General features: G+C 60.4%; 27 protein-coding genes. 22 read left to right on the top strand and 5 right to left on the bottom strand.

Annotation, left to right across the window (positions count from 1 at the left end; genetic code table 11):
- The first annotated feature begins 33 nt into the window (after positions 1-33).
- The 10 genes from FY156_00815 to FY156_00770 all read left to right on the top strand — a co-directional run bounded on the left by FY156_00815 (position 34) and on the right by FY156_00770 (position 10,076).
- The gene (locus tag FY156_00815; GenBank protein UXS00132.1) at positions 34-816 is read left to right on the top strand and encodes an SDR family oxidoreductase; all 783 of its coding nucleotides are present in this window, start codon (positions 34-36) and stop codon (positions 814-816) included.
- Positions 813-2,492: an FAD-binding oxidoreductase gene (locus FY156_00810; GenBank protein ID UXS00131.1), complete on the top strand. Its 1,680-nt coding sequence runs from the start codon at positions 813-815 to the stop codon at positions 2,490-2,492. Before FY156_00815 ends, FY156_00810 begins: the two co-directional genes overlap by 4 nt.
- Positions 2,493-2,588: 96 nt before the next feature.
- Positions 2,589-3,797 carry an MFS transporter gene (locus tag FY156_00805; GenBank protein ID UXS00130.1) on the top strand — a complete coding sequence of 403 codons (1,209 nt, stop codon included), beginning with the start codon at positions 2,589-2,591 and terminating at the stop codon, positions 3,795-3,797.
- Between the two features lie 261 nt (positions 3,798-4,058).
- Positions 4,059-4,643 carry a hypothetical protein gene (locus FY156_00800; GenBank protein UXS00129.1) on the top strand — a complete coding sequence of 195 codons (585 nt, stop codon included), beginning with the start codon at positions 4,059-4,061 and terminating at the stop codon, positions 4,641-4,643.
- Positions 4,640-5,287 (top strand): hypothetical protein, encoded by a 648-nt coding sequence (locus FY156_00795; GenBank protein UXS00128.1) that lies wholly within the window; start codon positions 4,640-4,642, stop codon positions 5,285-5,287. Before FY156_00800 ends, FY156_00795 begins: the two co-directional genes overlap by 4 nt.
- Positions 5,288-5,305: 18 nt before the next feature.
- Positions 5,306-6,037: a TIGR03759 family integrating conjugative element protein gene (locus FY156_00790; protein UXS02970.1), complete on the top strand. Its 732-nt coding sequence runs from the start codon at positions 5,306-5,308 to the stop codon at positions 6,035-6,037.
- Positions 6,022-6,606, top strand: coding sequence for a lytic transglycosylase domain-containing protein (locus tag FY156_00785; GenBank protein UXS00127.1), 585 nt, complete (start codon positions 6,022-6,024; stop codon positions 6,604-6,606). The genes FY156_00790 and FY156_00785 overlap by 16 nt, the downstream gene beginning before the upstream one ends.
- On the top strand, positions 6,603-7,154 hold the full coding sequence (locus FY156_00780; GenBank protein ID UXS00126.1) for an integrating conjugative element protein: 552 nt from the start codon (positions 6,603-6,605) through the stop codon (positions 7,152-7,154). Before FY156_00785 ends, FY156_00780 begins: the two co-directional genes overlap by 4 nt.
- 10 nt (positions 7,155-7,164) lie before the next feature.
- The gene (traD, locus tag FY156_00775; protein ID UXS00125.1) at positions 7,165-9,330 is read left to right on the top strand and encodes a type IV conjugative transfer system coupling protein TraD; all 2,166 of its coding nucleotides are present in this window, start codon (positions 7,165-7,167) and stop codon (positions 9,328-9,330) included.
- A complete protein-coding gene (locus FY156_00770) occupies positions 9,327-10,076 on the top strand; it encodes a TIGR03747 family integrating conjugative element membrane protein (protein ID UXS00124.1) in 750 nt (249 codons plus the stop codon). Before traD ends, FY156_00770 begins: the two co-directional genes overlap by 4 nt.
- 76 nt (positions 10,077-10,152) lie before the next feature.
- Here the strand turns inward: FY156_00770 and FY156_00765 are convergent, their stop codons facing one another.
- Together FY156_00765 and FY156_00760 are read right to left on the bottom strand one after the other, a co-directional pair.
- Positions 10,153-11,040, bottom strand: coding sequence for an alpha/beta hydrolase (locus tag FY156_00765; protein UXS00123.1), 888 nt, complete (start codon positions 11,038-11,040; stop codon positions 10,153-10,155).
- An 85-nt stretch (positions 11,041-11,125) separates the two neighbouring features.
- On the bottom strand, positions 11,126-12,019 hold the full coding sequence (locus FY156_00760; GenBank protein ID UXS02969.1) for a LysR family transcriptional regulator: 894 nt from the start codon (positions 12,017-12,019) through the stop codon (positions 11,126-11,128).
- Positions 12,020-12,177: 158 nt separating this feature from the next.
- Here FY156_00760 and FY156_00755 point away from each other — a divergent pair, with 158 nt between their 5' ends.
- The 3 genes from FY156_00755 (at position 12,178) to csrA (ending at position 14,921) form a co-directional block, all read left to right on the top strand.
- Positions 12,178-13,407: an isopropylmalate synthase gene (locus FY156_00755; GenBank protein UXS00122.1), complete on the top strand. Its 1,230-nt coding sequence runs from the start codon at positions 12,178-12,180 to the stop codon at positions 13,405-13,407.
- A gap of 65 nt (positions 13,408-13,472) precedes the next feature.
- On the top strand, positions 13,473-14,435 hold the full coding sequence (locus FY156_00750; GenBank protein UXS00121.1) for an AEC family transporter: 963 nt from the start codon (positions 13,473-13,475) through the stop codon (positions 14,433-14,435).
- A gap of 288 nt (positions 14,436-14,723) precedes the next feature.
- Positions 14,724-14,921, top strand: a complete 198-nt coding sequence (gene csrA, locus FY156_00745; GenBank protein ID UXS00120.1) for a carbon storage regulator CsrA — start codon at positions 14,724-14,726, stop codon at positions 14,919-14,921.
- A gap of 61 nt (positions 14,922-14,982) precedes the next feature.
- Here the strand turns inward: csrA and FY156_00740 are convergent, their stop codons facing one another.
- Together FY156_00740 and FY156_00735 are read right to left on the bottom strand one after the other, a co-directional pair.
- Positions 14,983-16,272 carry a type II toxin-antitoxin system HipA family toxin gene (locus FY156_00740; GenBank protein ID UXS00119.1) on the bottom strand — a complete coding sequence of 430 codons (1,290 nt, stop codon included), beginning with the start codon at positions 16,270-16,272 and terminating at the stop codon, positions 14,983-14,985.
- Complete coding sequence (locus FY156_00735) at positions 16,269-16,637, bottom strand: helix-turn-helix transcriptional regulator (GenBank protein UXS00118.1); 369 nt, start codon at positions 16,635-16,637, stop codon at positions 16,269-16,271. Before FY156_00735 ends, FY156_00740 begins: the two co-directional genes overlap by 4 nt.
- Positions 16,638-16,979: 342 nt before the next feature.
- On the opposite strand from FY156_00735, the gene FY156_00730 reads away from it, so the two are divergent.
- From FY156_00730 to FY156_00690, 9 genes are read left to right on the top strand one after another with little or no spacing between them, the layout of a single operon-like run.
- On the top strand, positions 16,980-17,336 hold the full coding sequence (locus FY156_00730; GenBank protein UXS00117.1) for a raqprd family integrative conjugative element protein: 357 nt from the start codon (positions 16,980-16,982) through the stop codon (positions 17,334-17,336).
- Positions 17,333-17,566: a TIGR03758 family integrating conjugative element protein gene (locus FY156_00725; protein UXS00116.1), complete on the top strand. Its 234-nt coding sequence runs from the start codon at positions 17,333-17,335 to the stop codon at positions 17,564-17,566. The genes FY156_00730 and FY156_00725 overlap by 4 nt, the downstream gene beginning before the upstream one ends.
- A 16-nt stretch (positions 17,567-17,582) precedes the next feature.
- On the top strand, positions 17,583-17,948 hold the full coding sequence (locus tag FY156_00720) for a TIGR03745 family integrating conjugative element membrane protein (protein ID UXS00115.1): 366 nt from the start codon (positions 17,583-17,585) through the stop codon (positions 17,946-17,948).
- A 9-nt stretch (positions 17,949-17,957) separates the two neighbouring features.
- Entirely contained in the window at positions 17,958-18,359 is a 402-nt protein-coding gene (locus FY156_00715) for a TIGR03750 family conjugal transfer protein (protein ID UXS00114.1), read from the top strand.
- The gene (locus FY156_00710) at positions 18,356-19,048 is read left to right on the top strand and encodes a TIGR03746 family integrating conjugative element protein (protein UXS00113.1); all 693 of its coding nucleotides are present in this window, start codon (positions 18,356-18,358) and stop codon (positions 19,046-19,048) included. Before FY156_00715 ends, FY156_00710 begins: the two co-directional genes overlap by 4 nt.
- Positions 19,045-19,950, top strand: a complete 906-nt coding sequence (locus FY156_00705; GenBank protein ID UXS00112.1) for a TIGR03749 family integrating conjugative element protein — start codon at positions 19,045-19,047, stop codon at positions 19,948-19,950. Before FY156_00710 ends, FY156_00705 begins: the two co-directional genes overlap by 4 nt.
- Positions 19,940-21,373 carry a TIGR03752 family integrating conjugative element protein gene (locus FY156_00700; protein UXS00111.1) on the top strand — a complete coding sequence of 478 codons (1,434 nt, stop codon included), beginning with the start codon at positions 19,940-19,942 and terminating at the stop codon, positions 21,371-21,373. The genes FY156_00705 and FY156_00700 overlap by 11 nt, the downstream gene beginning before the upstream one ends.
- Positions 21,354-21,788 (top strand): TIGR03751 family conjugal transfer lipoprotein, encoded by a 435-nt coding sequence (locus FY156_00695; GenBank protein ID UXS00110.1) that lies wholly within the window; start codon positions 21,354-21,356, stop codon positions 21,786-21,788. Before FY156_00700 ends, FY156_00695 begins: the two co-directional genes overlap by 20 nt.
- Positions 21,788-24,670, top strand: coding sequence for a conjugative transfer ATPase (locus FY156_00690; protein UXS00109.1), 2,883 nt, complete (start codon positions 21,788-21,790; stop codon positions 24,668-24,670). Before FY156_00695 ends, FY156_00690 begins: the two co-directional genes overlap by 1 nt.
- Before the next feature lie 39 nt (positions 24,671-24,709).
- Here the strand turns inward: FY156_00690 and FY156_00685 are convergent, their stop codons facing one another.
- Positions 24,710-26,821, bottom strand: a complete 2,112-nt coding sequence (locus FY156_00685) for an EAL domain-containing protein (protein UXS00108.1) — start codon at positions 26,819-26,821, stop codon at positions 24,710-24,712.
- Between the last annotated feature and the right edge of the window lie 121 nt (positions 26,822-26,942).

The raw sequence follows: 26,942 nt of genomic DNA, 5'->3' as shown, positions 1-26,942 counted from the left end.
TCAACGAACCCGAACTAGGAAAGGAGTGAAAATATGACTCAAACCATACGCCCCGAGACTGCCGCCACCACTATAGGTAGGACAGCCCTCATCACCGGCGGCAATCGCGGGATCGGGGCGGCCATCGCCGCGCAATTCGCGCTTGCGGGTTACAACGTAGCGATCACATACCGGAATGGACAGAAGGAAGCCGAGGACACTGTTCGTCACATTGAACGTAATTCCCCGAGTTGTCAGGCTCACGCCGTTCATCTGGATTTGGAGCGCGCAGACACCATTGCTCTTGCAATCAACGAGGCGATCACGGCATTGGGGGGCACTGTCGATGTACTCGTGAACAACGCCGGATATGCCGACATGAGCGCGCCCGAGTTCACCGAGATCTCGCCTGAAATCCTCACGCGAACATTCCAGACAAATATCGTTGGTCCGTTCCTCGTAACACAGACCGTCGTTCAACACATTCCCCGGGGAGGCTCGATCATCAACATTGGCAGTTGCCTCGGTTCACGCGTACCGACGGCAGGATTCAGTTCATACGCGACCAGCAAAGCTGCTATCACCGGATTCACCCGAGGCCTCGCCCGCGATATGGCGGCCCGGGGGATTCGGGTCAATGAGATTGCTCCCGGCTCAATTGACACTGATATGAACCCCCAAAATGGGCCGTCCTCTGACTTTCAGCGGGCCAGTACGATTCTGGGCCGATATGGCGAGCCGTCCGAAATTGCGCGCGTTGCTGTTTTCCTAGCTAGCAATGAGGCCTCCTACATCACCGGCACCACTCTCGCTGTCGATGGAGGTACGAACACATGAGCAAAGATTCCGTAGGTTTAAACGGCATACTGGACAATCTGGTCACACGCAGAACGGTTCTTGTGGGAGCCGCCGGTGCAGCTCTCGGTGTAGGCATCACAGCAGCGGGGTCCGCTCTGTCTCAACCTAGACGAGAGAACTTCATAGCTCCCACGGTCGACGCCAAAGAAATCTATCCCAACGACCCTCGATACTCAGCCTTCCAGTCGGGTATCAACAACAGGTTCGTAGGACACCCAGATGTCGTTAAGCTCGTGCGGAATGCCGATGATGCGGCACGAGGCCTGCAAGAGGCTGTTAATAGAGGTTTCGGTGTGGGGGTGCGCAGTGGGGGACACTGTGCATCCGATTTCATTGCGCACGATGGAATTCGTATGTTGTTCGATCTTTCGCCGTTAAACATCGTTGATTTCGACTCTGATCGAAATGCCTATGTTGTCGGTGCAGGGGCACGACTATTCGAAGTATTCGACTCCCTTTATCGAAATCATCGTGTCACCCTTCCTGGTGGTGTATGCCACAGTGTTGGTGTAGGCGGGCATGTTGCAGGCGGTGGATACGGATTTCTCTCCCGCCAATTTGGCCTGGTCGTAGACCACCTACGTGCAGTCGAGATAACTCATGTAGATGCTCGTGGAAACGTCAATACAACTATCGCGACAAATGATCCTAGTGATCCTGCTTATGATCTATGGTGGGCTCACACCGGCGGCGGTGGCGGTAACTTCGGAATTGTCACTCGCTACTGGTTCCACACTCCAAACACCGAGCGCGGACTTGTAGAACCACCAAGTACGGTTCTCGTACGAGCCATCGATTTTGCTTGGAATGCACTCGACGAGAATCGTTTCAAGCGGCTCCTAACGAACTACAGTACCTGGCATGAGGAGAACAGTAGCCCCGGCACGCCGCACTCTCAATTGAGCACTCTCTTCAACGTCAATTCCATAGCCCATGGGCATGTCAGCATGTTCATTCAGATTGATGCATCCGTGGCAAGCGCTCATGCGATCGTTGAGGACTTCGTTCGAACAGTGAGTTCCGGCGTGATCGAACCGCAGCCCATGACGGTTGGAAGCGGAGAGCTTGGACCCATGCCACGTCTGTTCAAGACCACAGAGATTCCTTGGTGGCAGGCAGTCCGAATGACGGGGGCACCCGATATTATCGGCCTCAACCCTGATGCTCGCGTTGGCATCAAATCTGCCTACTTCCGAAGCCGTTTTACCGATACACAACTCTCAGCAATTTATCGGTATCTCAGCGACAAGAACTACGGAAATCCTGACGCATCAATCATCCTTCTCTCATATGGAGGAGCCATCAATTCGAAGTCGGATGAAGAAACCTCGTCGGCGCAACGCGATTCCGTTATTAAAGCACTATTCCAGAATATTTGGTCAGATGCCACCAACGATGCAACGCATTTGCATTGGATCAGGAGCTTCTATGCCGACACCTTCGCCGAGACTGATGGAGTACCGGCGATCGGCGGAGTTACGGACGGGGCATACATAAATTACCCCGATAGTGATCTCGCAGATGCCAGGTACAACACGTCAACGTACCAATGGCATGACCTCTATTACAAGAACAACTATCCACGACTCCAGAAGGTCAAGCGAGCATGGGACCCTGCGAATATTTTCCGCCACTCCCTCTCAATTCGCAGTTGAACATGACCGTGTAGAGGTTGGATTTCCTTGCTGCAGTAGCGAGATTTCCAATCCCAAATATCAATCTGGATAAGACGACGAGAGAGAACTCAACAAATGCAGAATTCACTAGAAACTAAGAAAGTCCCCGGTGCCGTGTATATTTTGGCAATCGGGATATTTGCCATGGTTATGAGCGAGTTTGCAGTCGCAGGGCTCATGCCACAACTCGCAGAGGGTCTTGATACGACAATCGCCCAGATTGGTTATCTTGTCACCGTATTCGCTGTCGCTATGGCCGTTGGCGGGCCTGTGCTTGTCTTCCTCCTGCACCGCTTATCACCAAAGACCAGTCTTCTCATAATCCTTGCGATTTTTCTGATTGGAAACGTCATCGCTACTTTCGCCTCCAGCTACGGTGTTATGGTCGTGGCACGAGTGGTCACAGGCGTGGCTTCGCAAGCGTTCTTCGGGGTAGCTATCTCCCTATGCGCGCGTCTTGTTGACGTGAAAATGCGCGGGCGGGCCATTGGGGTCGCAATGAATGGGCTCATGCTTGGGACACTTCTAGGCCTTCCTGCTGCCACGCTTATTGGCGCACGGTTCGGATGGCAGTCGGCCTTCTGGGCAATTGCAATTGCTACCGCCGTGGCGGGTATCCTAACTATATTCTTCGTTCACAACCCACCGGCCGAAAGTGATACTCCGGAGTCAGTGCTGTCAATCAAGGAACAGGCGGCAGTCTTCATGCGCCCTCAACTGATCTTTGCCCTTCTCTCAAGCACGCTTATCATTGGGGCCACTTTTGCGGCATTTAGCTTCTTTACTCCAATTCTCACGGAACTCTCTGGATTTGCCCTGGGCACCGTTCCATGGCTACTGTTTGCCTACGGTGCCGCCACGGTGATCGGAAATAGCATAGTGGCTCGGCTCGCTGATCGCCATACTGTCGTCACCCTTCTCGGAGGAACTATCCTGAATGCGTTGTTTCTAGCCGGACTGGCGATATGGACGCAAATCGCCCCTGTCGCGCTGATTTTCATGATCGCAATCGGCCTCGTAGGCGTCACAATGAATCCGGCGATGACAATCCGAGTACAGCGCGCAGGAAACGCTTCCCCCCTAGTGAATACCGTTCACTCATCCTTTATTACTCTCGGCATTATTATCAGCAGCGCGGTTGGCTCAGCATTGGTGGATAAATATGGCCTCCACTCGACTCTACTTCTCGGTGTGGCGATGGCAGCCCTAGCAATTCTCGCGATCCTGCCAGCCATGGCTAACCCATACATTCGTTCCGGAGAGAGTGATCGCGTCTTAACGTAGCGAATTGCCCATTTTTGGTTTTGGCTCACATTTCTTCCGTCGCAGTGAGGCGTTTGCTGATTTAGATAATGGGCGGCTTTTACGGCATCGATAGCGCCCGTGTCTTGCTGCCGAGCATTTCACTGATGTCATAGGAGCGCGCCGTGGCGCGCTCCGGTTTTCTGAAACTAGAAATAAGGGGAGCCAGCAAATCCCTTTGTTTGCTGATGCTCCTGCCATCAACAGCGATGGTGTCGGTTCAACGTCCCAGAGAACCGACACATGCAACCATTCAGCCACCTTCATCGCCGTCTAGCGGGCTGCGGCCTGCTGATCGCCGCCGTACTGATGAGCGGCTGCGCGACGACAACGCCTCCGCCCAAGACCGCCCCGATCGAGAAGCCGGCAATCGCGCCGGCAAAACAGAAGCCGGAATTCGTACCCGTCGTTCGCTATGGCCGTTACACACTGGTCGAACTGGCGCCGGCATCGGCACAGCAAGACCTGTTGCTGCAGGTGGTCGATGTCGCCATACCCGATACGCGCAGCGCGACAGTAGGCGATGCGCTGCGTCACGTTCTGCTGCGTTCCGGCTACCAACTTTGCTCTGTGGGCGACATCACCGCGCTCAACTCATTGCCGCTGCCCGCATCTCACTATCGGCTGGGGCCGATGCTGCTGCGCGATGCTCTGCTGACGTTGGCAGGTCCTGCGTGGGATCTGAAAGTCGATGATGGCGCTCGCCGGATTTGCTTCAACCGCGCTCAGCAGCCGTCATCAAGTCAGGCCCAATCGACTCCGCAGTCAGCCTTGAAGGCGACCGGTCATGTCGAAAGACGTCCGCTTACAACGGAGGTGCGGCCATGACCAACATCCCTGGCTCTCCCCGTCGCTCGCGCGTACCGCTGCTGCGCGTGGCCACCATCACCTGGGTCTTGCTAATCAGCACGGGAGCAGTGGTGAATCACGTGGCGTTGTCCAACCTTGCCACCGAGGCAGGCGGCAGCGCACAGAGCACGCAAGTCGCAGCCCTGGAGGCCCGGCTGGCAGAACTGGGTCAGCAGCTCGAAGCGCAGCGTCAGCAGCCTGCCGCGTTGACGACCACACAGTTCGAGACCGAGCGTCAGGCCATCGAGCAACGGGTTTCCAGGATCGGGCAGGCCCTCGGCGAACGGCTGACGGCCGATAGCCTTGCCCCGTTGCATAGCCGCATCGAGCAACTGGAAGCCCGCCTGGCGAAAGCCGCTCAGGTCGTGCCCACCCCAACCCGCACGCGGAAGAGCCAGGCCTCCAGGACCAAAGCGGCGGTTCCTCCATTCAAGGTTGTCGGTCTCGAAATGCGGGGCGGTGAACGCTTCTTGTCGATCCAGCCCGCGGGAGGAGCTTCCTCGCTACTGACCGGCGTATTGCGGCCCGGTGAATCAGAGGCTGGCTGGCGGCTGGAAACCATCGAAGACCGTACCGCCGTATTCCAGAACAACGGTCAGGTTCTTCGCGTGCTAGCGCCATAGGAGGGCCAGATGAACCGTATGATCATTTCGCTTGCCCTAGCTACCAACCTTGCCGTGGGCGTCATCTCCCCCGTATCAGCACAGAACACCCGCACGTCCACGTCACCTGTTGTACCTGGTCAGGAACAGGCGACAACAGCGAGCAACAGCGAGGAGCAGAACGCTCGCGACTGGGGGCTGCGCCTGGAGGAATGGACACGTTACCGGGAGGTGATGCGTGGTCCGTTGGGCATTTTTTCTCCCAATCTCGATCCGCTTACCGCGCTCGGCATCGAAGCGCGTTCAGATGAAGAGCGCCGGCGCTACGCCGAACTGCAGGTTCAGGTCGAAGCGCGCCGTGTCGAGAAAACACTGGCTTACCAGCGTGCTTATGACGCTGCCTGGCAACGCCTGCATCCGGGCATGCAGCGCGTCAATCTGCCGGGGGCCAACCAGACTTCCAGCGCAACCGGCGTGCCGGGCGATGGGAACCGGTTGGCCGTATTCATAAAGGACGGTTGTGCCCCATGCGGCCAGCTTGTCCAGCAATTGCAGACCTCCGGGGCCGAATTCGACCTCTACATGGTCGGCAGCCGCCAGGATGATGCCCGCATCCGCGATTGGGCCAAGCGTGCCCGGATTGACCCCGCCCGTGTTCGTAGCGGCTCCATCACCCTCAACCATGATGCAGGCCGCTGGTTGTCGCTGGGCCTGCAAGGGGATCTGCCAGCCGTCGTGCGGCAGATCGGCGGCGAATGGCAAAGGCAATGAACCGCTATGCGCGCCTGCTTGCAGTTCTGGCCGTCTCGATCGCCGGAACCGCGCTCGCCAGGGCACAGGAGATACCGCCTCCTGCCTACCAGGTCGCGGCGCAGCGTGCGGATATTCCGTCCCCGGTGCTCTATGCCGTTGCGCTGCAGGAGAGCGGTTTGCGGCGTGGTGGCCGACTGGTCCCATGGCCCTGGACCCTGAACGTCGCTGGAACCGCCCGCCGTTTCGGCAGCCACGCCGAGGCATGCAGCGGGCTGAACAAAGCGTTGCGCGAAGTGCCGCCAACTCGTATCGACGCGGGACTGGCTCAGATCAACCTGGGTTACCAGAAGCATCGCTACAGCCACCCCTGCGACCTGCTCGATCCATATCGCAACCTCGCGATCGCGGCCGAAATCCTGCGTGAACAGCATACGCCGGGCGAAGACTGGTTGCTCGCGATCGGTCGCTATCACCGCCCGGCTGGCGGCGCCCCCGCCGCGCGCTACCGGCGCAGCGTCAGTCAGCACCTGGCGCGTGTGGTGGGTCCTTCCCGTGCTGACGCTTCCACCAGGAGGAATACCCCATGAAGCCTACCTTCACTGCCGTTGCCGCGAGGCCGATTGTTTGCGCCCTGTTATGTTCCGGTGGTCTGCCAGCCCTGGCAGGCCAACCGCCTCTCGTGGTGGTCGAGGACCATGGAGGCAGGTCGGCCTTGCCTTACTACCAGGCGCTGGACCTGCCACCACGCCAGGGCCAACCGAACCCGCCGCAGATCTCTGTGCCGCCGTCCGCAGGCAAGACCTTCAGCGAAGCCGATATGCTGCCCGTGCGCTCGGAGCGGCTGTCGCCCGGCGATGAACCTCGCAGGGTGATCCAGGCACCAGGCCTGGCCCCCGTTTTCCTCATCGGTGATGACGAACGCTCTCGCGCCTGGTTGATTGAGCGCAAAGCGGCGCTGCACGAAATCAGCGCCATCGGTCTCGTGGTCAATGTCGGATCGGCGGAGACACTTGCTGGGTTGCGCAAGCTGGCTCCCGAGCTCACGTTGTCTCCGGTATCGGGTGACGACCTCGCGCAGCGGTTGGGACTGCGGCATTACCCGGTCCTGATCACCGCCACCGGCATCGAGCAGTGAGTGCGCCATCATGGCCCAGCCTCATGCGGTGGAAGTGCTGCTGCGGCCAGCGGTGGAGCTATACACCGTTGCGGTTTGCGCCGGCGCCGCGTTGGTGTGCATGGTGGCACCCTGGTCGCTGGCGTTAAGCCCGCTGCTGGGCTTCGGCAGCGCTCTGGCATTCCTCGTGTTCGGCGGCATCCGCTTGCGCGAGGCGATGGCTATCTTGCGATACCGCCGCAACATCCGCCGCCTGCCTCGCTATGTCATGACCAGCCGGCAGGTGCCGGTCAGTCGGCAACGCCTGTTTATCGGCCGCGGTTTTCGCTGGGATCAACGCCACACCCACCGGCTGATGCAGACCTATCGACCGGAGTTTCGGCGCTACGTCGAACCCACGCCGATCTACCGCCTTGCCCGGCGCGTCGAAGAGCGCCTTGAGTTCGCGCCGTTTCCGCTTTCAAAACTCGCCCGGGTGATTGCATGGGACAGCCCATTGAATCCCGCGCGGCCGCTGCCCCCGGTGGGAGGCATGCCACGCCTGCACGGCATCGAGCCGCACGAGATCGACGTCACCCTGCCGCTCGGCGAACGCGTCGGCCACTCGCTTGTGCTGGGAACCACCCGCGTTGGCAAGACCAGGCTCGCGGAATTGTTCATCACCCAGGACATCCGTCGGCGCAACGCCTCCGGTGAACATGAGGTGGTCATCGTCTTCGATCCGAAGGGTGACGCAGACCTGTTGAAGCGGATGTACGTCGAGGCCAAACGCGCCGGGCGTGAGGGCGAATTCTATGTGTTTCATCTCGGATGGCCCGACATTTCGGCCCGCTACAACGCTGTGGGACGCTTCGGCCGCATCAGTGAAGTGGCGACCCGCATCGCCGGGCAGCTTTCCGGGGAAGGCAATAGCGCTGCATTCCGTGAATTTGCATGGCGGTTCGTCAACATCATCGCCAGGGCCCTGGTGGAGCTGGGGCAGCGGCCGGACTACCTGCTGATCCAGCGACATGTCGTGAACATCGACGCGCTGTTCATCGAATATGCCCAACGCTACTTCGCAAGCCATGAGCCGAAGGCCTGGGAGATCATCGTTCAGCTGGAGGGCCGGATCAACGACAAGAACACGCCCCGGCACATGATGGGCAGGGAGAAGCGCGTGGTGGCGCTCGAACAGTATCTGTCTCAGGTGCGCGTGTACGACCCCGTGCTTGATGGCTTGCGGTCGGCAGTGCGTTATGACCGCACCTATTTCGACAAGATCGTCGCGTCGTTGTTGCCGTTGCTTGAGAAGCTCACCACCGGCAAAACCGCACAGCTGCTCGCCCCCAACTATTCCGACCTGAACGACCCGCGGCCGATCTTCGACTGGATGCAGATCATCCGCAAGAGGGCGGTTGTTTACGTTGGCCTGGATGCCCTGTCGGATGCGGAAGTCGCGGCGGCGGTCGGAAACTCGATGTTCAGCGATCTGGTATCCGTCGCAGGACACATCTACAAATTCGGGATTGATGACGGCCTTCCCGGCGCGGCTACCGGGGTGAAAATTCCCATCAACGTCCACGCGGATGAATTTAATGAATTGATGGGTGATGAGTTCATCCCCATGGTCAACAAAGGCGGCGGAGCGGGCCTCCAGGTCACGGCCTATACCCAGACGCTGAGCGATATCGAAGCACGCATCGGCAACCGCGCCAAGGCTGGCCAGGTCGTCGGCAACTTCAATAATCTCTTCATGTTGCGGGTACGCGAAACGGCCACGGCAGAGCTGTTGACCAAACAGCTTCCCAAGGTCGAGGTTTACACGACTTCGCTGATGAGCGGCGCCACCGATAGCTCGGATATTCGCGGCCAGACGGACTTCACCAGCAACACCCAGGATCGCATCACCACCACAAGCGTGCCGTTGATCGAACCCGCGCATGTGGTGTCTCTGCCCAAAGGCCAGGCGTTCGCATTGCTGGAGGGCGGGAACCTGTGGAAGGTTCGCATGCCATTGCCGGCGCCGGACCCGGACGAAGTGATGCCGAAGGATCTGCAGCAACTGGCAGGCTACATGCGCCAGCACTACGTCGAAGCCGGCGACTGGTGGGAGAACCAGGGACTTCCCGGCCTTCAGGATGAGCCTCTGCCGGACGACCTTCTCGACGGCTTCCGGCACATTGCCACCGTTGAAGACGAGGCGGCACTGCCATGAGCGATCCGGCCGCGACAGCGCAACGCCAGCAGAACCGCCAGCAGGGGCTGATCGCCGGCATCATCACGCTGCCGTTTCGCCTCTTCGGCGTACTGTGCGGCTCGCTCCTTCTGTGCATCGTCATCGAGTGCGTGGGCATGCACCTGTTCTGGCCGGAACAGGGATGGCGGCACGCACAGGGAATGCTGGATTACGAGCTGACCCAGCTCTCCGGCCAATTCACCCGCAGCGCTCTCGTACAGGAGCCGGGGCGCACCGCCCATTGGCTGGTCGAACAGGCCTACGAGTGGATCTTCGTCAAAACTGGCCTGCTGGAATGGATGCGCAATGCGGCGAACCAGGCCAGCGCTCCCAGCCATGGCGCAGCGCGGGATTTTCGCTACTACATCAGCCAGGCCTATGTCTGGGTGGAAAGCTACCTGATCGCTGCGGCGTTCACGACCCTGGTGTTCATCGTGCGCCTGATGGTGCTGGTGCTCACCTTGCCGCTGTTCCTGATGGCGGCCTTCGTCGGGCTGGTCGACGGCCTCGTTCGCCGCGACATCCGCCGTTTCGGCGCCGGACGCGAATCCGGCTTCATCTATCATCGTGCCAAAGCATCGCTGATGCCGCTGGCGGTGCTGCCATGGGTGATCTACCTGGCGCTTCCAGTGAGTATCAGTCCCTTGCTCATCCTGTTGCCCAGCGCGGTGCTGCTGGGACTGGCAACGGACATCGCCGCCGGAAGCTTCAAGAAATACTTGTAGCGCTGTGCAGTCCTTCGCACATCCGACACATGGCGAGGAATACACAGCGTTGGGCTACGCGCTCCGGGGCTGGCACTTATTTCCGGCAAAACTGCACAACGGCCTCGGCAACGCGCTGGGGCGCTTCCCGTGGTGGAAAATGTCCCACGCCATCTAACACCTGCCGCTCATAGCCGCCCTGAAAGAACTTCTCCCGCCCCTTGGATACGTCGGGATGATTGCAAGTATCGGCACCACCATGCAGCACCAGCGTCGGCACAGTCAGGACGGGCGCAGGATGCAGACATGCCTCATCCTCGGCATAGGCCGGGTCGCCCTCGGCGAAGCCCCAGCGGTGGCGATAGGAGTGCAGCACGATCTCGACCCAATCCTCCCCCTGGAATGCGCGCACTGCCTCATCGAAATCGGCCGGTTCGTACCAGCCTGTGGGTGCCCACGTGTCCCACATCATGCGGGCGAAGGCTTCGCGATCATCGCGAACTGCCTGCGCGCCGCGCGGCGTCGCCATGTACCAGTGATACCAATAGTCGCGTGCTTGCTGCAGCGCCAATGGCTGGTCCGGTGTGTTGCTGCCGTAGGCCACCGACAGCAACACCAGGTGCGAGGCGACATCCACCTGCAGACCGCAGGCGTTGGCGGCTGCACGCGCACCCCAGTCATGGCCGATCAGTGCGGGCCGGGTCAGTCCGAGCACATCGATGAAGTCCAGCAGGTCACGTCCCAGAGCTGCTAATTGGCCGCTGCGCGGCGTGGCAGCTTCGCGGAATCGGCTCGGAGCAAAGCCACGTAGCGCAGGCGCCAGTACACGATAGCCGGCATCGGCGAGCGTCGGGGCCACAGCCTTCCAGCACTCGGGACTATCGGGCCAGCCGTGCAGCAGAACGGCGGTTCGCGCGCCCTGCGGATTCCATTCGAGGTAGGCAATGTCGAGCCGCTCGGTTGAGGCAAATTGATAGTTGTTCATAAGGTTTGTCCCTCAGCATGAAATTGCCCCGTGTCTTGGGACGACTGCGTGCGACTTGCGCGCCTTACAGGGGATTTCCGCCGGATCATGCTGCCGAGCCCAATCCCCGATCGATGTAGCTGGTAAAGAGCTTGTAGAGCTTGCCTGGTCGCGTCACGCTCAGCACAAGTTGAATGGCCGGAACACTGGGCGCGCCATCTTCCGGGGTCAGCACGTACAAATCGTCAGATAGCGCGCTTTGCGGCAGCAGCCCGATGCCCAGCCCGCTCGCCGCCGCGCTGCGGATATTGTCGAAGGAGCCGCTCACGTAGGAGAAGAAGTAGCGGCGGCCGACATGCTCCAGCGCCGAGACCGCGCATTTGCGGATAACGCAGCCATCCGGGAAGGTGACCAGCGGAACTTCATCCATGTCACCGAAATGGGATGCTCCAGAGCCTACCCAGTGCAGTGATTCAACGCGCAAGACCCGTTCGGTTTCGGAGACCAGGGGCTGTCCGGCCATGCCCTTGAGAATCACGACATCCAACTGCTGTTGCGCGGCCATGGCCGACAGAACCGTCGATGAAGCCGCGGTGATCTCAACCCGAAGTCCCGGATTCTCCTCCAGACACATCGAGATGATGCCGTGCAGATTCCTCACCTGGAAATCATCCGGAACGCCGAGGGCGACCCGCCCCTTCAGGTGGTGTTTTTTGAGGGCTCCGATGGCCCTGTTAGTGCGCTGCAGGATGTCACGGGCAGCCGGCAGTAGCTGCCTGCCTTCCTCCGTCAGGCCGAGGATATGCCCTTGGCGTCGCTCGATGAGGCGACAACCAACATCCTCTTCCAGCCGTCGAAGTCCAGCGCTCAACGTTGATTGAGTCCGCCCCAGTTCCTCCCCGGCACGACCGAAGCCGCCGAACTCGGCAATGAACACGAACGCACGCAACTGCTCCAGCGTGATGCCTCGACCTTCGATCCGATCCACTTGCGCTGCCAGCTTCATCAGGACCTCCCTCCCGGCTATCGCTTCAGTCGATTATAGCAGCGCCATAATTCATTTAACAGATCACCGGCCATCCAACACACTGAACAAGCATCAATCTTCAAATCGCTACAACACAGGTGAAACATGCCCCCTTAAAGGAGTAAGTGAAGATGGCCCTACTAAAGTTTCCGGATAATCACAAACCTCGTTATTCCGATTTCAGTATTGACGGAATCCTGGACGAAACTCTCAGAGAAGGAGCCGAACGTTGCGCTTTCTCCGTCCCGGCCAAAGATAAAATCCCTCTCATCTCCAAGATACTTCAATCCGGGGTTCGGGATATTGTCTATGGCTCCGGTCCGAACGACCCCACGCACCTTTTTCAAACCATCGATGATCTGATCGAGAATGACGCGCTGCCGGCAGATGCACGTTTTTCCTTCATCATGCTACTGAATTGCCACGAACCGATCATGGCGCAATTCGAGTCATTCCCGGATGCCCTGAAGAAGTATGTAACGATCAGCTTTGGCATGGTTTCCCACAAGGCAGACGAGAGACTGTTCGAGCGCACGACCGAACAACTTCGGCGTTGGGGTTTCGAAAGCTTCAGGGTCAGCCTGCTGAATAACTTCAGCACCGGAATCGATGAGGGCTCTTACGAGAAGATCACCGGAGACATCGATCGCTCACTTGCGATGGATATACAGACCGTTCGCGTCAACGACTCGCTCGGAACTCTTTATCCGGAAGCGATGGCGGTCCTTGCCGCCAATTTGCGCCATCAATATCCACGAACCGACTTTTGCCTGCATGCTCACAACGACCGGGGGTTGGGCCTGCAAAATGCGCTGGCTTCGCTGTATCACGGCTTCAACATCATCGAAGGTGGCTTTGCTGGAACAGGCAATCGTTCGGGCCTTCCGGCGATCGAAATTCTGGAGCTGATATTTCGCGAGCGAAACATCCGCATCAACGGACATTCTCTGGATACGGATGCCGTCATTGACGCCGCTCGCTTGTCGGAAAGCACCTTTCTTTCCATGCCCGACCTGTATCGGCCGATCAGCGGCCACATCGTCAACCAGGAGAACATGGGAGTCGCCAACATCCCTGCCTTCCTGGGGGCGGCGCGCGAGATTCCGTATTTCCTGAATAGCACGGGCCTCCATGATGCAACCGTGCAACGGATATTGCTGGATGAGGGGCTTGAAGACGAATCCTGTGACCCCGCAGTCGTGCAACAGGTCAAGAAGGAGCTCGATGCGATCCTGACCGCGACTTACCCCAGGAAGCATTCCGAGTTTGAGCGCATGCGCGACGAGTTGGTCCAGTTCTATGCGTCTGATGTTGTCTATGCATCGACCGTAGGGCAGCTCGCGAGACGCTTTATCCAATAACTCCCGGAAGCCCTGGAATGACTTCCGGGGCCTTTTTTGAACAAGAAAGAAAACAAGGATACAAAATGTTCATGATCGTCGCCCCCATCTTTCTGGTCATACTCGTGGGTTATTGCTACGGGCGATTCAGGCCTGATAGCGGTGGCGCAGACAAACTGATCAACGACTATGTTCTGTATGTTGCCCTGCCTGCGTTGCTCTTTCTTGCCATTGCTCGCGCCGACATTGGTGAATTGAAGCAATGGGGTTTCATCCTGTCGACATTGATCGGAATTGCCGCTTCCTATGTGATCGCCAGCCTGATTGCGAAAGCGATGAAAATCGGCCTGCCTCAATCTTCCATCCTGAGCATGGGCGCCTGCTATGGCACGACCGGCTATATGGGCGTGCCGATCCTGATTTCCGTGTATGGCCAGCAGGCCGCGCTGCCGGCCGCCATTGCAACGATACTGCACAACATACCGGCGATTATGGCCGTGATCATCAGTTGGGATATGTTCTCGAAGCGCTCATCCGGCGAACAGATACCTGTTTTTCAGAGCGTGTGGCGCGCTGCACTGACCACCATCAAGAACCCCCTGACGCTCTCGGTTTTGGCCGGGCTGCTGTTTGTCCTGCTCGGTATCAAGGTGCCCGCCTTCGTTGAGTCGTTCGCCAGTTTCCTCGGCAACGCTGCCGGGCCAACAGCATTGTTCGCGCTCGGGTTGGGACTTGCACGGCTCAATTTCAGGGAGCATTTCAACGTCACGGTAGGTAAGACGGTTCTGCCGATGGTCATGCTGAAGCTCTTCGTGCAGCCAGCCATTACCTTCGCAGCAGCCTTCTACGTTTTCGGAATGCGTGAAGACCAGGGCCTCTGGTTGGCAGCGGCCGTAGTGATGGCAGCTCAGCCGATTGGTGCAGGCGTGTACGTCTTTGCCAAGAAATACGACTATCAGCAGGACGTCATTTCACTATCCATAATCGTCTCGCTGCTCCTCGCGCTTGCAACCATTCCGCTGGCACTGAATATGTTCCCTGTTTCATGAGCGTGATGGATCGTTCTGCACAATCTGCGCACATGATGCAGTAACTCTCCCTCGAATATTGATCGGCAATAACGATCAATATTCAATTATTGATCTGCAAAAACATTTATGAAAAACGAAATACTTCTGCCATGATGAAATTACACCCGGTACTTCAAAGATAGGGAGCCCGGAGTGGAATAGCGACCAACACCATGGAAATCCGCCCGCGCTGTCATTGGCGGGCTTTTCCCTCCGGCCATTGATGGCCTTTCCGGCAGACAAAAAGAACGCCAGCAAGGAGGGCAAATGCTCATTCTGACGCGCCGCGTCGGTGAAATCATCCGTATTGGGGACGATATCACCGTCACCGTCCTGGGGGTCAAAGGCCAGCAGGTGAAGTTCGGAACCTCTGCGCCGAAGGACGTGAATGTTCATAGAGAGGAAATCTATGACCGGATTCACGGCGAAAGAGTTTCGGCTCTTTCTGGAAAGAACCTCTATTAGACAGAAGCTATGAATACAGGCGCAATTTTGCGCCTGCTTCTCTTTTCAGTTCGTGGGTCGATCAACCCAGCAGCGTTTTCGCAAGCGACATCTGTTCATGCTCGAAGGCAGGCGCGAAATCGTCCAGCTCGTTCGAGCGCAACCCCACCGCGGCACTGAGCGCGACCTTCCGCCAATCCAGAACGGCTGCATGCACTTCGGCCAGAACGGCCAGTGCATCGCTCCTGCTCAGCGAAAAATACGCGCTTCGGGCCAGCAGCATCTCAAGATCGGTGATCGGCCCATCCTCTTCTGACAGCCAGGTCTTGGATTCCCTGTCCTTGTCGGGGAAGGGATTGACGTCGAAGGCCGGCGCCAGTCGCCAGAGCCCCCGTTCGACATGCAGAAAACCATGGTTCTGCAGGTGGTCATCCACATTGGTGATCAACAGGTTGAAGACCAGGCGCCGCCACAATTGCTGTACATCGGCGGTCGGTGCATGTCCCAGCGAGCGGATAACGTCCGCGATCTCGGTGTAGCTTCGATCCTCTTCGCGCGAAGCCTGGAGCAGGGATGCGGCCGACTGATACGGTATGCGCCCGTCGGCACCATCGCGATCGAAGCGGCGGATGATCGCGACCGGTATGCCGTCGAGTTCCACGATACGGGCAGGCGCAGCGTCGATGCCGGCACGTTGTGCCAGGCACAGGGCCAGCACCTCTCCGCGTGTCACGCTGCGCGTATCCCCCACGCTCGGGAATTTTCCGATGGCCAGCGCGCCATCCTCGTCGACCACAGTGCTCTTGGGCCGCATGCCGCCAAGAGACGTGCCCTTGCCCTGCAGGTAACGCAGATCCTCGGTGCTTTCCTGGCCTTGCTCAACCGCACGGCTGGCGCTGTAGATGCGTTGCAGTTCCAGAAGCGGCGGTGTGCTGCGCCTGCCGTCCTCCACCGTCCGACAATAGCGGCCATCCTGGTCGCGCAGACGCAAGGCGCCAACCCGACTGAAGTCGTCAACCGCCAGCAGGTAGTCCAGCTCGGTCAACGGGGCGAGCGCTGCGTTGTCCTTGCGGCGCTTCGCGTGGTCCCGCGCGATGACCCTGCGTCCCCATGCGTCCGGAGCCGTATCGGCAAGGGCGAAGTGAAAGACCGAATCATGCGCTGAGGGTGCCCTGCGCGGTTGATACCCGGCGTGAAGACCGAGATCGGCGGACACATTGAAGCCGGTCGGGTTTGCCAGCCAGTCCTGGTCGTAGGCGAAGGTGGTGTTTTCGCGGCGGCCCTGCTTGACGTAGACGAGGGTGCCGACGGGCGTGCCCGCCTTGCCGATGCAGACCTGAATCTGCTGACGTATCGAAACAGCCGATTTCATAGCGCCCCCGATTTGCCCGGCTTGCTACGCACGCGCTGGGGCAGGTTTTCGTCCATCAACGTCAGGCCGATGTCATCACGTGACGTATCCAGCAGGCCAGCCAGCGCCTGTATCTCACCGAAGACATGCAGTGCGCGGGCAAAGAAATGGATGGGCACGCGCACATCACCTTTTTCCATGCGCCGGACGGTGGACACGGATGCGCCCATTCGCTCGGCCAGCGAGGCCTGCGAAATCCGGCGGCGCCTGCGTGCCAGCGCGACGTCGCTGCCGAGCTTGCGGATGGCACGCTCGACAGGCAGCGGCAATGGAACATCTACTTTATCACTCTCAACGGAGTGACTATCTGGTTTATGTGTTTTCATGAGGCGGATTATTGCACTCCTTCGCCGAATTTTCAATAACCGCTCTCAGGGGAGCGCAATTGTCCGATTGGCACTCCTATCAGGATGCTTATTTTCGGTGAAAGCACCTTTCCCTTGGCATTGCGCAAGCGGTTCCGACGCAAGCGAACACGCCGCATTCGATCCCTGGTGCCCCCCAGCGAGCACCCACAGCCGACAGAGGCGGATACCTCGTGGGCGCGTCCGGACAGGCACATCCCCCGCATCCCAAGAATGTGGTGAGCCGGCAGTTCTCATTGTTTGCGGCTTTCACACGCTCACCGCCGCAGCATCAAGCCATTACACATCAACGGGGAATGCACGATGGCACGGTCCTACCGCCCGGCACTTGCAAGGCGCAGCACGCTCGCAGCGCTGCTGATCGTCGGCCTGTCGACGGCTCTACCGGCAGTCGCGGCCGACGACAGCACTGAGAAGGAGCACCTGGCGGCAGTCGTTCGCCAGCTGGACCTGCTCGATCGTCTCGCGAAGCAGTCCGCTGCGACCGCATCGCAGGAGCGCGCCCGCTATCACTTCGACTACACCCGCCTCACGGCTGACCTGCAGCGCATGCGGACCGGCATCAATGACTACCTGACGCCACAGCGCGCCCAACCGCGCGACCCCGCTGCGTTGCAGGGCGACTACCGACAGGACTCCGAACAGGAGCCGAAGAAATGAATGCCAGCCAGATCACCGCCTTTCAGGCCAACGGCGGCTTCACCCCATCCGCCGTCTCCGTCGTGCTGGTCGGCGCTGTGTTCGCGGTCCTGCTGCTGTGGGGCGTGTGGGCGCTGCGTACCGCCTATGTCGGCTGGTCGGAGCAGCGGATTTCCCAGCGTCAGTTCCTCGGCGTCGCGGTGCGTTTTGTCGCGATGTACGTCGTGCTGACTTTTTTCCTCCTCTCGTAACGCAAAGGCTCACATCATGAATCCGGTTTCGCATCCCTTCCGCTCCGCACGCATCGCCGCCCTGGCTTCCCTGCCGGCGTTTGCCATGCTGAGTTCGCTCGCTCAGGCCCAGGGCCTGCCCACGCTTGAAGACCCGTCGCGCGGCACGGGCTCGGGCATCATGGATACGCTGCGCAACTACGGCTACGACATCGTGATGCTGATCGCCTTGCTGGTGGTCGCATCGATGTTCGTCGGCGTTTGCTATCACGCTTACGGCACCTATGCCGAAATCCACACGGGCCGCAAAACGTGGGGCCAGTTCGGTCTGACAGTCGCGGTAGGCGCCGTCCTCCTGGTCGTCGGCATCTGGCTGCTCACCGAAGCCACCGGCGTTCTGTGAGGTACGAGCATGCCTGAGCATCAGGACGTCCGGCCTGACGGAACGGTAGCGTTCCTGCCGCATCGCCTCAACCGCCATCCCGTGGTCGTTCGCGGCCTCACGGCCGATGAACTATGGGTGTGTGCAGGCTTGTCGGGCGCGGCCGGCCTGTCGGTGGGCATTCCGCTGGCGATTGTCTTCTCGATGATCGCCATCGCGCCCACTGCCATCGTGCTCGGCATCGCCGCCGGCGTCTTTGCCGGCGGCGGCATGTTGCGCCGCCAGAAACGCGGCAGGCCCGACACCTGGCTTTACCGGCAGATCCAATGGTGGATCGCACGACGGCATCCGGGCATTGCCCAGTTCGTCGGCGGGCGGGACCTGGTGACCCGCTCGGGCTACTGGACAACCAGGCGGAGGGCCACCTCATGAGCCGGTTCAAGAACGAGATCACCCATCTGCAGGCGCATATCAAGACCCTGCGCCTGGGCGCGGGCGCTTTGCTGCTGGTGGCCCTGGTCATGGGGATCGGCTGGTGGAATGCGCCGCGCGACCTGACCATTCACGTGCCGCCGGACCTGCGCTCGGGCAGCACCAGGAAATGGTGGGAAGTGCCGCCAGAGTCGGTTTATTCGTTCTCGTTTTATATCTGGCAGCAACTCCAGCGCTGGCCCGTCAATGGCGATGAAGACTATTCCCGCAACATCCATGTGCTGTCGCCTTACTTCACGCCATCCTGCCAGAGCTTCCTGCGCCACGACTACGAATATCGCCGCACGGCCGGCGAGCTGCGTCAGCGCGTGCGCGGTATCTACGAGATCCCCGGCCGGGGCTACGGAGAAGACCCCACGCTGCGCGTCAAGGCCGTCTCGGACCGCGACTGGATCGTCACGCTGGATGTGACAGCAGACGAATACTACGGCTCCGAACAGGTCAAGCGCGCGCTGGTGCGCTACCCCCTCAAGGTCGTGCGCTCGGATGTCGATCCGGAACGCAACCCCTTCGGTCTGGCCATCGACTGCTACAGCGGCGCGCCGCAGCGCATCACCACCCCTGACCCTGTGCCCCCGACCGGAGCGACATCCGGCGGCCTCGGCGGCCCATTGGGAGACACGCCATGAAACACGTCCTCTATCTCCTCGGCATCCTGGTCACCGCGGGACTGCCCACTGCGGTCCAGGCGCTGGAAATCCTGCGCTGGGAGCGACTGCCGCTGGCTGTGTCCCTGCATGTGGATCAGGAGCGCATCGTCTTTATCGACCGCAACGTCCGTGTCGGCGTCCCGGCATCGCTGGCCGGCCGCCTGCGTGTCCAGAGTGCCGGTGGCGCGATCTACCTGCGTGCCAGCGAACCGATCGAGCCCACGCGACTGCAATTGCAGGATGCCGATAGCGGTGCGTTGATCCTGCTGGACATTGCCGCCGAAGCTGCACCGGCAGGTCAGGCACCGCTGGAGCCCGTGCGCATTGTCGAGGCCGAGGGTGCGCCCACCCGTTACGGCGACCTGACAGCGGCAGCAACGGCTGACGATGACACGCAGGATACGGTGTCCCGTACAGCTCGCGAGACGCCGGTGCCCGTAGTGCTGACACGCTTTGCCGCCCAGAACCTCTATGCGCCCCTGCGTACTGTCGAACCGGTATCCGGCATCACGCGCGTCAATCTGAAACGCAACCTGCCGCTGGATACCTTGCTGCCGACCCTACCGGTACGCACCCGTGCGCTCGCTGCCTGGCGGCTCGATGGCCTTTGGGTCACGGCTGTGCGCCTCACCAACACCTCGAAACGCTGGCTGTCTCTCGACCCACGCGATCTGCAAGGCGACTTCATGACCGGAGCATTCCAGCACAACACGCTGGGGCCGGCCGGCACGCCCGACGACACGTCGGTGGTTTACCTGGTGACCAAAGGACACGGCCTGGCTGAATCGCTGCTGCCAACGATCAGTCCCGTCAACGCGGCGCTGAACCTGCCGGAGCCGAAGGCACCGACCGACAAGAATGGAGGCCGTCATGAAAGGTAATGGCCTGCTCAAGTGGCTGATGATCCCGATGGCGCTGTTGCTGGTCTTTGTCGGCGTGAAGCTGTTTTCCGGTGGAGGTAGCCAGCCCGGCCGCGATGGCGGAACCCAGCTCACGCCCGAAGAAGCCAGGGCCCTTGGCATCGAAGGCGACACGCCACGGGATACGGTGGCGACGCTGGTCGGCCAGGTCCGGCAGTTGCGCACCGAACTGCAAACCGCACTCACCGACAACAAGACCCAGAAAGCGGAGAACGAGCGCCTGCGCCAACGCGAGGGCGCCATCGATCGCCGTATCCAGAGCGCCCTGGAAACCGAGCGCAATCAGTTGAAGAACGACCGCGAGCAGGTTGCCAGCGAACGCCAGCAAACTCAGGGTCTGCTGCAGGATCTCCAACGCCAGTTCGAGAACCTGAGCAACAAGAGCGGACATGCCGATCTGCCGGTCGGGCTGGGACTGGAGCCTGGTGACGGCCCCGGAGCCGATGGCGTGCGCTGGATCGAGCCGGAGGATGCCCGCAGCGACGGCAAAAGCCGTACCCCTGGCACAGCCGGGAACTTCACATTCCCGACCAGTTTCGGCCCGGCACAGAAAACGCTGGATACGACGAGGGATGCAGTCGTCGATGCCGGCAGCAAAGCGACCGGCGTCTCCACGGCGAAGCCCGTCTATACCGTACCTACGAACGCCACGTTGATGGGATCGATTTCGATGACGGCGTTGATCGGGCGTGTACCGATCGACGGGACCGTGAACGATCCGTACCCCTTCAAGGTCCTGATCGGCCCGGACAACCTTACCGCCAATGGCATCGACATTCCCGATGTCGCCGGTGCGGTCGTCAGCGGAACAGCGTCGGGCGACTGGACGCTCTCCTGCGTGCGCGGGCAAATCCGTTCGGTCACTTTCGTGTTCCATGACGGCACCATCCGCACGGTGCCCGAGGATGGCGAGCGTGGCGGCAACCGCCAGCAGAGCAACAACGCCAACGGCAACAGCATGCAGGACGGCCTCGGCTGGATCAGCGATCCCTACGGCATTCCCTGCGTGAGCGGTGAACGGCGCAGCAATGCCCAGCAGTATCTCGGCACTCAGGCACTGATCACCGCTGCCGGGGCAGGTGCGGCATCGCTGATCAAATCCGACAACGGCAGCGTAGCGGTAGTCGCCAACAACAACGGCTCGCTCGGCACGGTCGGCATTTCCGGCAACGAAGCGATGGGCCGCATCCTCGCCGGTGGCGTCCAGGACATGTCGCAGTGGGTGAACAAGCTCTATGGCCAGGCGTTCGCGGCGGTGTACGTCAAACCCGGCGCCAGGGTCGCGGTTCATCTCGAACAACCCCTCACCATCGATTACGACCCGAAGGGGCGCAAGGTCGATCATCGTCTCGGAGGTGCTTCTGATGCACAGGATCTGGATTAACGGCCTGGCGGTGCTGGCCATTGCCGTGGCGCTTGGCGGCTGCTCGACCAGCAAGGAAAAACTGCTGCCCCACGATGGACAGACCATGATGGACATCTGGAACGAGGAAACCGGCGGCAGCGCCCGCGGCGGTCAGGCCGCACGGCAGTTGCTCGACGCCAGACAATCGCTGCGCCGTCCGCTGACCGAAGTCGATGTGAAGGCCGCACCTGCGGTCAATGCCAGCTATACCCGCACGGCGCAAAACGAGATCTACCGGCAGTTCCAGCGCCTGCCGAACCCCGATCTCACCCTGTACGTGTTTCCGCATCTCGCAGGCACCGATCCGGTGCCAATTCCCGGCTACACCACTGTCTTCCCGCTGTACCAGCGCGTGCAATACGCCATGCCGGGCGAACGGACCGAGGACTACTGATGGGACCGTTTTTCAAACGCCGCGCTACGGCGACAGAGGTCAATAGCGGCTCCTCGCCAGATGCTCCATCGGATGCCTGGGCTCGCTATCTCGCGTCACTGGAGGCACACGGAATCCCTGAACCCGGCAAGCGGGACACAGCCAGGCACAGGCCAGCGACACTGGCCGATGAGCAGGCGCTTTACGACGTGTCGCCGTCCTTTGCCGACCTGCTGCCGTGGGTGGAGTATCTGCCGGAATCCAGGTGCATGCTTCTGGAGGACGGTATTTCCGTCGCGGCATTTTTCGAGTTGATGCCGATCGGCACGGAAGGACGGGAAGCATCCTGGCTGGCTCAGGTCCGGGACGCGCTGGAAAACGCGCTGCAGGACAGTTTCGACGAGCTGGACGAGTCCCCATGGGTGGTGCAGTTGTATGCCCAGGATGATGCCGACTGGAACCGCTATCTTTCGACGCTCGAAAACTACCTTCAGCCTCGGGCCAGGGAAAGCGAGTTCACGAAGTTCTATCTCCGTTTCTTCGGCCACCATCTGCGCGCCGTCTCCCGGCAGGGAGGGCTGTTCGAGGACCGCACGGTCACTCGCTTGCCCTGGCGCGGGCAGACGCGACGTGTCCGGCTGGTCGTCTATCGGCGCGTAGGCAATGCGCCGGCCCGGCGCGGGCAATCCCCCGAACAGGCGCTGAATGTCGTCTGCGAACGCCTGGCTGGCGGCCTCGCTAATGCCGGTGTGCAGGCGCACCGCCTCGATGCCGCCGCGATCCACGCCTGGTTGCTGCCCTGGTTCAATCCAGGACCGGCGCTGCTGGGTCCGACAGACGAAGACCGCGAGCGGTTCTATCGCCTGGCTTCCTATCCTGAAGACACCGAAGAAGGCGAACTGGAACTTGCCAGCGGCACTGACTTCGCGCAGCGGCTGTTTTTCGGCCAGCCGAGATCCGATGTCGAGAACGGCCTCTGGTTCTTCGACGGCATGCCCCATCGCACCATCGTGCTCGACCGTTTGCGCACGCCGCCGGCAACCGGCCATCTGACCGGCGAAACCCGCAAGGGGGGCGACGCCATCAATGCCCTGTTCGACCAGATGCCCGAAGACACGACCATGTGCCTCACCCTGGTGATCACGCCGCAGGACATTCTCGAAGCCCATCTGAACCATCTGGCAAAAAAAGCGGTCGGCGAAACCCTGGCATCGGAGCAGGCGCTCAAGGACGTGCAACAGGCACGCGGTCTGATCGGCAGTTCGCACAAGCTCTACCGCGCTTCGCTGGCGTTCTACCTGCGCGGCCGCGACCTGGCCGATCTCGATATGCGCGGCCTTCAGCTCGGCAATGTCCTGCTCAATGCGGGCCTGCAGCCCGTGCGTGAGGAAGACGAAGTTGCTCCGCTCAACAGCTACCTGCGCTGGCTTCCTTGCGTCTACGACCCCGGCAAGGACAAACGGCAGTGGTACACCCAGCTCATGTTTGCCCAGCACGCGGCCAATCTGGCCCCGGTCTGGGGTCGCAGCCAGGGAACAGGCCATCCCGGCATCACCTTCTTCAATCGCGGCGGCGGCACTGTCACCTTCGATCCGCTGAACCGCCTCGACCGGCAGATGAATGCGCACCTGTTCCTGTTCGGACCCACCGGCTCGGGCAAGAGCGCCACCCTGAACAACATCCTCAACCAGATCACCGCAATTTACCGCCCGCGGATGTTCATCGTGGAAGCAGGCAACAGCTTCGGCCTGTTCGGCGATTTCGCGGCGCGGCTGGGCCTCACCGTGCATCGCGTCAAGCTGTCGCCCGGCGCTGGCGTGAGCCTCGCACCGTTTGCCGATGCCTGGCGACTGGTGGATACGCCAAGCCAGGTGCAGACGCTCGATGCGGATGCGCTGGACGACGACACCGCAGAAGAGGAATTGGCGGAAGGCGACGAACAGCGTGACGTGCTCGGGGAACTGGAAATCACTGCGCGGCTCATGATCACAGGCGGCGAGGACAAAGAGGAAGCCCGAATGACGCGGGCCGATCGCAGCCTGATCCGCCAGTGCATTCTTGAGGCCGCACAGCGTTGCGTGTCGGAGAAGCGCACGGTGTTGACCCGCGACGTGCGCGATGCGTTGCGTGAGCGCGGCCGTGATTCCACGCTGCCTGAAACCCGCCGCACGCGCTTACTAGAAATGTCGGATGCGATGGATATGTTCTGTCAAGGGATCGACGGCGAAATGTTCGACCGGCCCGGTACTCCGTGGCCGGAGGCGGACATCACCATCGTTGACCTGGCGACGTTCGCGCGCGAGGGCTACAACGCGCAGCTTTCGATCGCGTATATCAGCCTCATCAACACGGTCAACAACATCGCCGAACGCGATCAGTTCCTCGGCCGCCCCATCGTCAACGTGACAGATGAGGGCCATATCATCACCAAGAACCCGTTGCTCGCGCCCTATGTCGTGAAAATCACAAAAATGTGGCGCAAGCTGGGGGCCTGGTACTGGCTAGCTACACAGAACCTCGACGACCTGCCGAAAGCGGCGGAGCCCATGCTCAACATGATTGAATGGTGGATCTGCCTCAGCATGCCACCCGACGAGGTAGAGAAGATCGCCCGTTTCCGCGAACTCAACCCGTCACAGAAAGCCCTGATGCTCTCGGCCAGGAAGGAGGCCGGCAAGTTCACGGAAGGGGTGATCCTGTCCAAGTCGATGGAACTGCTGTTCCGCGCCGTCCCGCCCAGCCTGTACCTGGCGCTTGCCATGACGGAGCCGGAAGAGAAAGCCGAGCGCTACCAGCTGATGCAGCAGTTCGGCATCAGCGAACTCGATGCCGCCTTCAAGGTCGCGGAAAAAATCGACCGGGCGCGCGGCATCAACTCTTTGCCTCTGGACGCATTGGACTAAACCGGGAAGTGGCTGGCGTCTTCCGGCTGGAACAGTCTGTCAGACCAGTTCCATTTCATCCGGTGCCGCGGGCCTGTCATCGGACACCTTGCCGATATCCGGCAGGGCAATCACTTCATCCGCCTGCATGGGGTACGCCAGCAGATAGCCCTGAAGCGTATCGCAGCCGAGACTGGTCAGGAATTCCTGCTGTTCGGCCGTCTCCACGCCTTCGGCTACGACCCGAAGATCAAGCGTCTGTCCCAGGGCGACGATGGCCGAGACGATGGCGGCATCCTCTGTGCCGCAAGCAAGGTCGTGTACGAAGCAGCGATCGATCTTGAGTTCCGTTGCCGGCAACCGCTTGAGGTACAGCAGGCTGGAATAGCCCGTTCCGAAATCGTCGATGGAGATGCGGACGCCGATGTCATGCAGCTTCTGAAGGATCGCCTGACTGCTATCGACGTCACGCATGGCGGTCGACTCGGTGATTTCCAGCACCAGCCGGTGCGGTTCCAGCCCATGGCGATCCAGAGCGCCGCGCACTGCGTCCACCAAGCCCGAATGCGCGAGCTGCACCGCAGACAGGTTGACCGCGATAGTCCAGTCCTCACGTCCTTCATCCCGCCACGCGGCCATCTGCCGGCATGCCTCGTTCAGCACCCACTCGCCGATCGGCACGATCAAACCTGTCTTCTCGGCCAGCGGAATGAAGCTCGCCGGGCCGAGCATGCCATGGGCGGGATGCATCCAGCGCAGCAGGGCCTCCAGGCCGGTAATCGGACCGTGGGGCGCGGTGAACTTGGGCTGGTAGTAGAGAGCAAGTTGGTTGCGCTTCAGCGCCATACGCAAGTCCTGCAGCAGCTGCACCTGACCGTGCGCATTGGCGGTCATCGACGCCTCGAAGAAGCAGTAGTCGTCGCGACCTTTCCCCTTCACGTGATACATCGCCGCATCGGCATTGGTCAGCAGCTCGTCCTGGTTTTCGCCGTTGCCCGGATAGATGGCGATGCCGATGCTGGTCGAGACATGAAGCTCATGCCCTTTCACCAGGTACGGTTCTCCGATCGCCGCCACCAGCTTGCTGGCCAACACTCCGGCATCGGTTGGTTCGTCCACCTGAGCCAGGACGACGAACTCATCACCGCCGACGCGCGCAACGGTGTCACTGCCGCGGGTGTTCTCCACAATGCGTCCGGAAGCTGCGACAAGGAGCATATCGCCCAGCAGATGACCGTAGGCATCGTTGACCGCCTTGAAGCCGTCCAGATCCATGAACATCAGCGCGAAGCGGCTTTTCTCGCGGCGCGCCCGCTCCATGGCCTGGTTCAGTCGATCCTCAAGAAGGACGCGATTGGGGAGCTTGGTGAGGTTGTCGTGCAGGGCGAGGTACGTCAGCTCCTGATTGGCTTCTGCCAGTTCTTTCGCCAGCAATGCCGTCCGGGATTCCATGCGCTGATCGAGCACCGAGACGATCAGCGCGATGGCCAGTACGGCCAGCACCGCGAGAATGATGGTCAGGGCGAGCCAGTGTGCATGCACACCGCCTTGCGCCGCGCCGCAAATGCTGCCTGCAGGAAAGTTCGCGGCGGCCATGCCAATGTAATGCATGCCCGCGATCGCCAGCCCCATGACGATTGCCGCGAGGAGGCGAAGCTGAGTGGCGTTCGTGAAACGATGGCGCAGTACGAACTTACACCATATCGCCACTGCAGACCCGCAAATAGCAACGAGAACAGACAGTCCGAGCAGCGTCGTGTCATAAACGATGCCAGGCATCATCCGCATGGACGCCATGCCGATGTAATGCATGCCCGCTACCCCGCCACCCATCACCAGGGCGCCGGCGGCGAGTAGCCGGAGGGTCAACGTTTCTTGCGTGACGATCCAGAGAGCAAAGGCGGAGGCGGCGACTGCGAACAGGAGTGACAACAGCGTGAGCAGCAAATCGTAGCCGAGGTCCATCGGCAGATCGAAGGCCAACATGCCAATGAAGTGCATGGACCAGATCCCGATCCCCATGGTGCAGGCACCGCCTGCCAACCACCATCGGGCGGGACGACCGGAAGATGTCGCGATACGGCCTGCAACAACCAGTGTGGTATAGGATGCCAATATGGCAACCGCCAACGAGAACAGCACTAATAGGCTGTCATAGCTGCCATCAAGCATCTAAATAATTCCCCTTCTTGAAATTAATTCATCACGGCAATTCAACTAATTCCGTAATGCCACTACAAAGTCTTCCACTTTAAGAAGGGATCGAGCACCAACCAAGTGCATTTCCAGCCAT

Source organism: Agrobacterium tumefaciens (assembly GCA_025559845.1).
In the GTDB taxonomy this organism is placed as follows: domain Bacteria; phylum Pseudomonadota; class Alphaproteobacteria; order Rhizobiales; family Rhizobiaceae; genus Agrobacterium.
This window is presented reverse-complemented; position numbering and strand designations above follow the sequence as displayed.

What these genes read in the sequence shown, in the direction of transcription:
- FY156_00685 (UXS00108.1), bottom strand. Translation starts at nt 26,821, where the DNA reads ATGCTTGATGGCAGCTATGACAGCCTATTAGTGCTGTTCTCGTTGGCG.
- FY156_00740 (UXS00119.1), bottom strand. Translation starts at nt 16,272, where the DNA reads ATGAAATCGGCTGTTTCGATACGTCAGCAGATTCAGGTCTGCATCGGC.
- FY156_00725 (UXS00116.1), top strand. Translation starts at nt 17,333, where the DNA reads ATGAATGCCAGCCAGATCACCGCCTTTCAGGCCAACGGCGGCTTCACC.
- FY156_00790 (UXS02970.1), top strand. Translation starts at nt 5,306, where the DNA reads ATGATCATTTCGCTTGCCCTAGCTACCAACCTTGCCGTGGGCGTCATC.
- FY156_00730 (UXS00117.1), top strand. Translation starts at nt 16,980, where the DNA reads ATGGCACGGTCCTACCGCCCGGCACTTGCAAGGCGCAGCACGCTCGCA.
- FY156_00815 (UXS00132.1), top strand. Translation starts at nt 34, where the DNA reads ATGACTCAAACCATACGCCCCGAGACTGCCGCCACCACTATAGGTAGG.
- FY156_00810 (UXS00131.1), top strand. Translation starts at nt 813, where the DNA reads ATGAGCAAAGATTCCGTAGGTTTAAACGGCATACTGGACAATCTGGTC.
- FY156_00805 (UXS00130.1), top strand. Translation starts at nt 2,589, where the DNA reads ATGCAGAATTCACTAGAAACTAAGAAAGTCCCCGGTGCCGTGTATATT.
- FY156_00735 (UXS00118.1), bottom strand. Translation starts at nt 16,637, where the DNA reads ATGAAAACACATAAACCAGATAGTCACTCCGTTGAGAGTGATAAAGTA.
- FY156_00695 (UXS00110.1), top strand. Translation starts at nt 21,354, where the DNA reads ATGCACAGGATCTGGATTAACGGCCTGGCGGTGCTGGCCATTGCCGTG.
- FY156_00795 (UXS00128.1), top strand. Translation starts at nt 4,640, where the DNA reads ATGACCAACATCCCTGGCTCTCCCCGTCGCTCGCGCGTACCGCTGCTG.
- FY156_00715 (UXS00114.1), top strand. Translation starts at nt 17,958, where the DNA reads ATGCCTGAGCATCAGGACGTCCGGCCTGACGGAACGGTAGCGTTCCTG.
- FY156_00690 (UXS00109.1), top strand. Translation starts at nt 21,788, where the DNA reads ATGGGACCGTTTTTCAAACGCCGCGCTACGGCGACAGAGGTCAATAGC.
- FY156_00750 (UXS00121.1), top strand. Translation starts at nt 13,473, where the DNA reads ATGTTCATGATCGTCGCCCCCATCTTTCTGGTCATACTCGTGGGTTAT.
- FY156_00800 (UXS00129.1), top strand. Translation starts at nt 4,059, where the DNA reads ATGCAACCATTCAGCCACCTTCATCGCCGTCTAGCGGGCTGCGGCCTG.
- FY156_00705 (UXS00112.1), top strand. Translation starts at nt 19,045, where the DNA reads ATGAAACACGTCCTCTATCTCCTCGGCATCCTGGTCACCGCGGGACTG.
- traD (UXS00125.1), top strand. Translation starts at nt 7,165, where the DNA reads ATGGCCCAGCCTCATGCGGTGGAAGTGCTGCTGCGGCCAGCGGTGGAG.
- csrA (UXS00120.1), top strand. Translation starts at nt 14,724, where the DNA reads ATGCTCATTCTGACGCGCCGCGTCGGTGAAATCATCCGTATTGGGGAC.
- FY156_00700 (UXS00111.1), top strand. Translation starts at nt 19,940, where the DNA reads ATGAAAGGTAATGGCCTGCTCAAGTGGCTGATGATCCCGATGGCGCTG.
- FY156_00780 (UXS00126.1), top strand. Translation starts at nt 6,603, where the DNA reads ATGAAGCCTACCTTCACTGCCGTTGCCGCGAGGCCGATTGTTTGCGCC.
- FY156_00720 (UXS00115.1), top strand. Translation starts at nt 17,583, where the DNA reads ATGAATCCGGTTTCGCATCCCTTCCGCTCCGCACGCATCGCCGCCCTG.
- FY156_00785 (UXS00127.1), top strand. Translation starts at nt 6,022, where the DNA reads ATGGCAAAGGCAATGAACCGCTATGCGCGCCTGCTTGCAGTTCTGGCC.
- FY156_00710 (UXS00113.1), top strand. Translation starts at nt 18,356, where the DNA reads ATGAGCCGGTTCAAGAACGAGATCACCCATCTGCAGGCGCATATCAAG.
- FY156_00765 (UXS00123.1), bottom strand. Translation starts at nt 11,040, where the DNA reads ATGAACAACTATCAATTTGCCTCAACCGAGCGGCTCGACATTGCCTAC.
- FY156_00770 (UXS00124.1), top strand. Translation starts at nt 9,327, where the DNA reads ATGAGCGATCCGGCCGCGACAGCGCAACGCCAGCAGAACCGCCAGCAG.
- FY156_00755 (UXS00122.1), top strand. Translation starts at nt 12,178, where the DNA reads ATGGCCCTACTAAAGTTTCCGGATAATCACAAACCTCGTTATTCCGAT.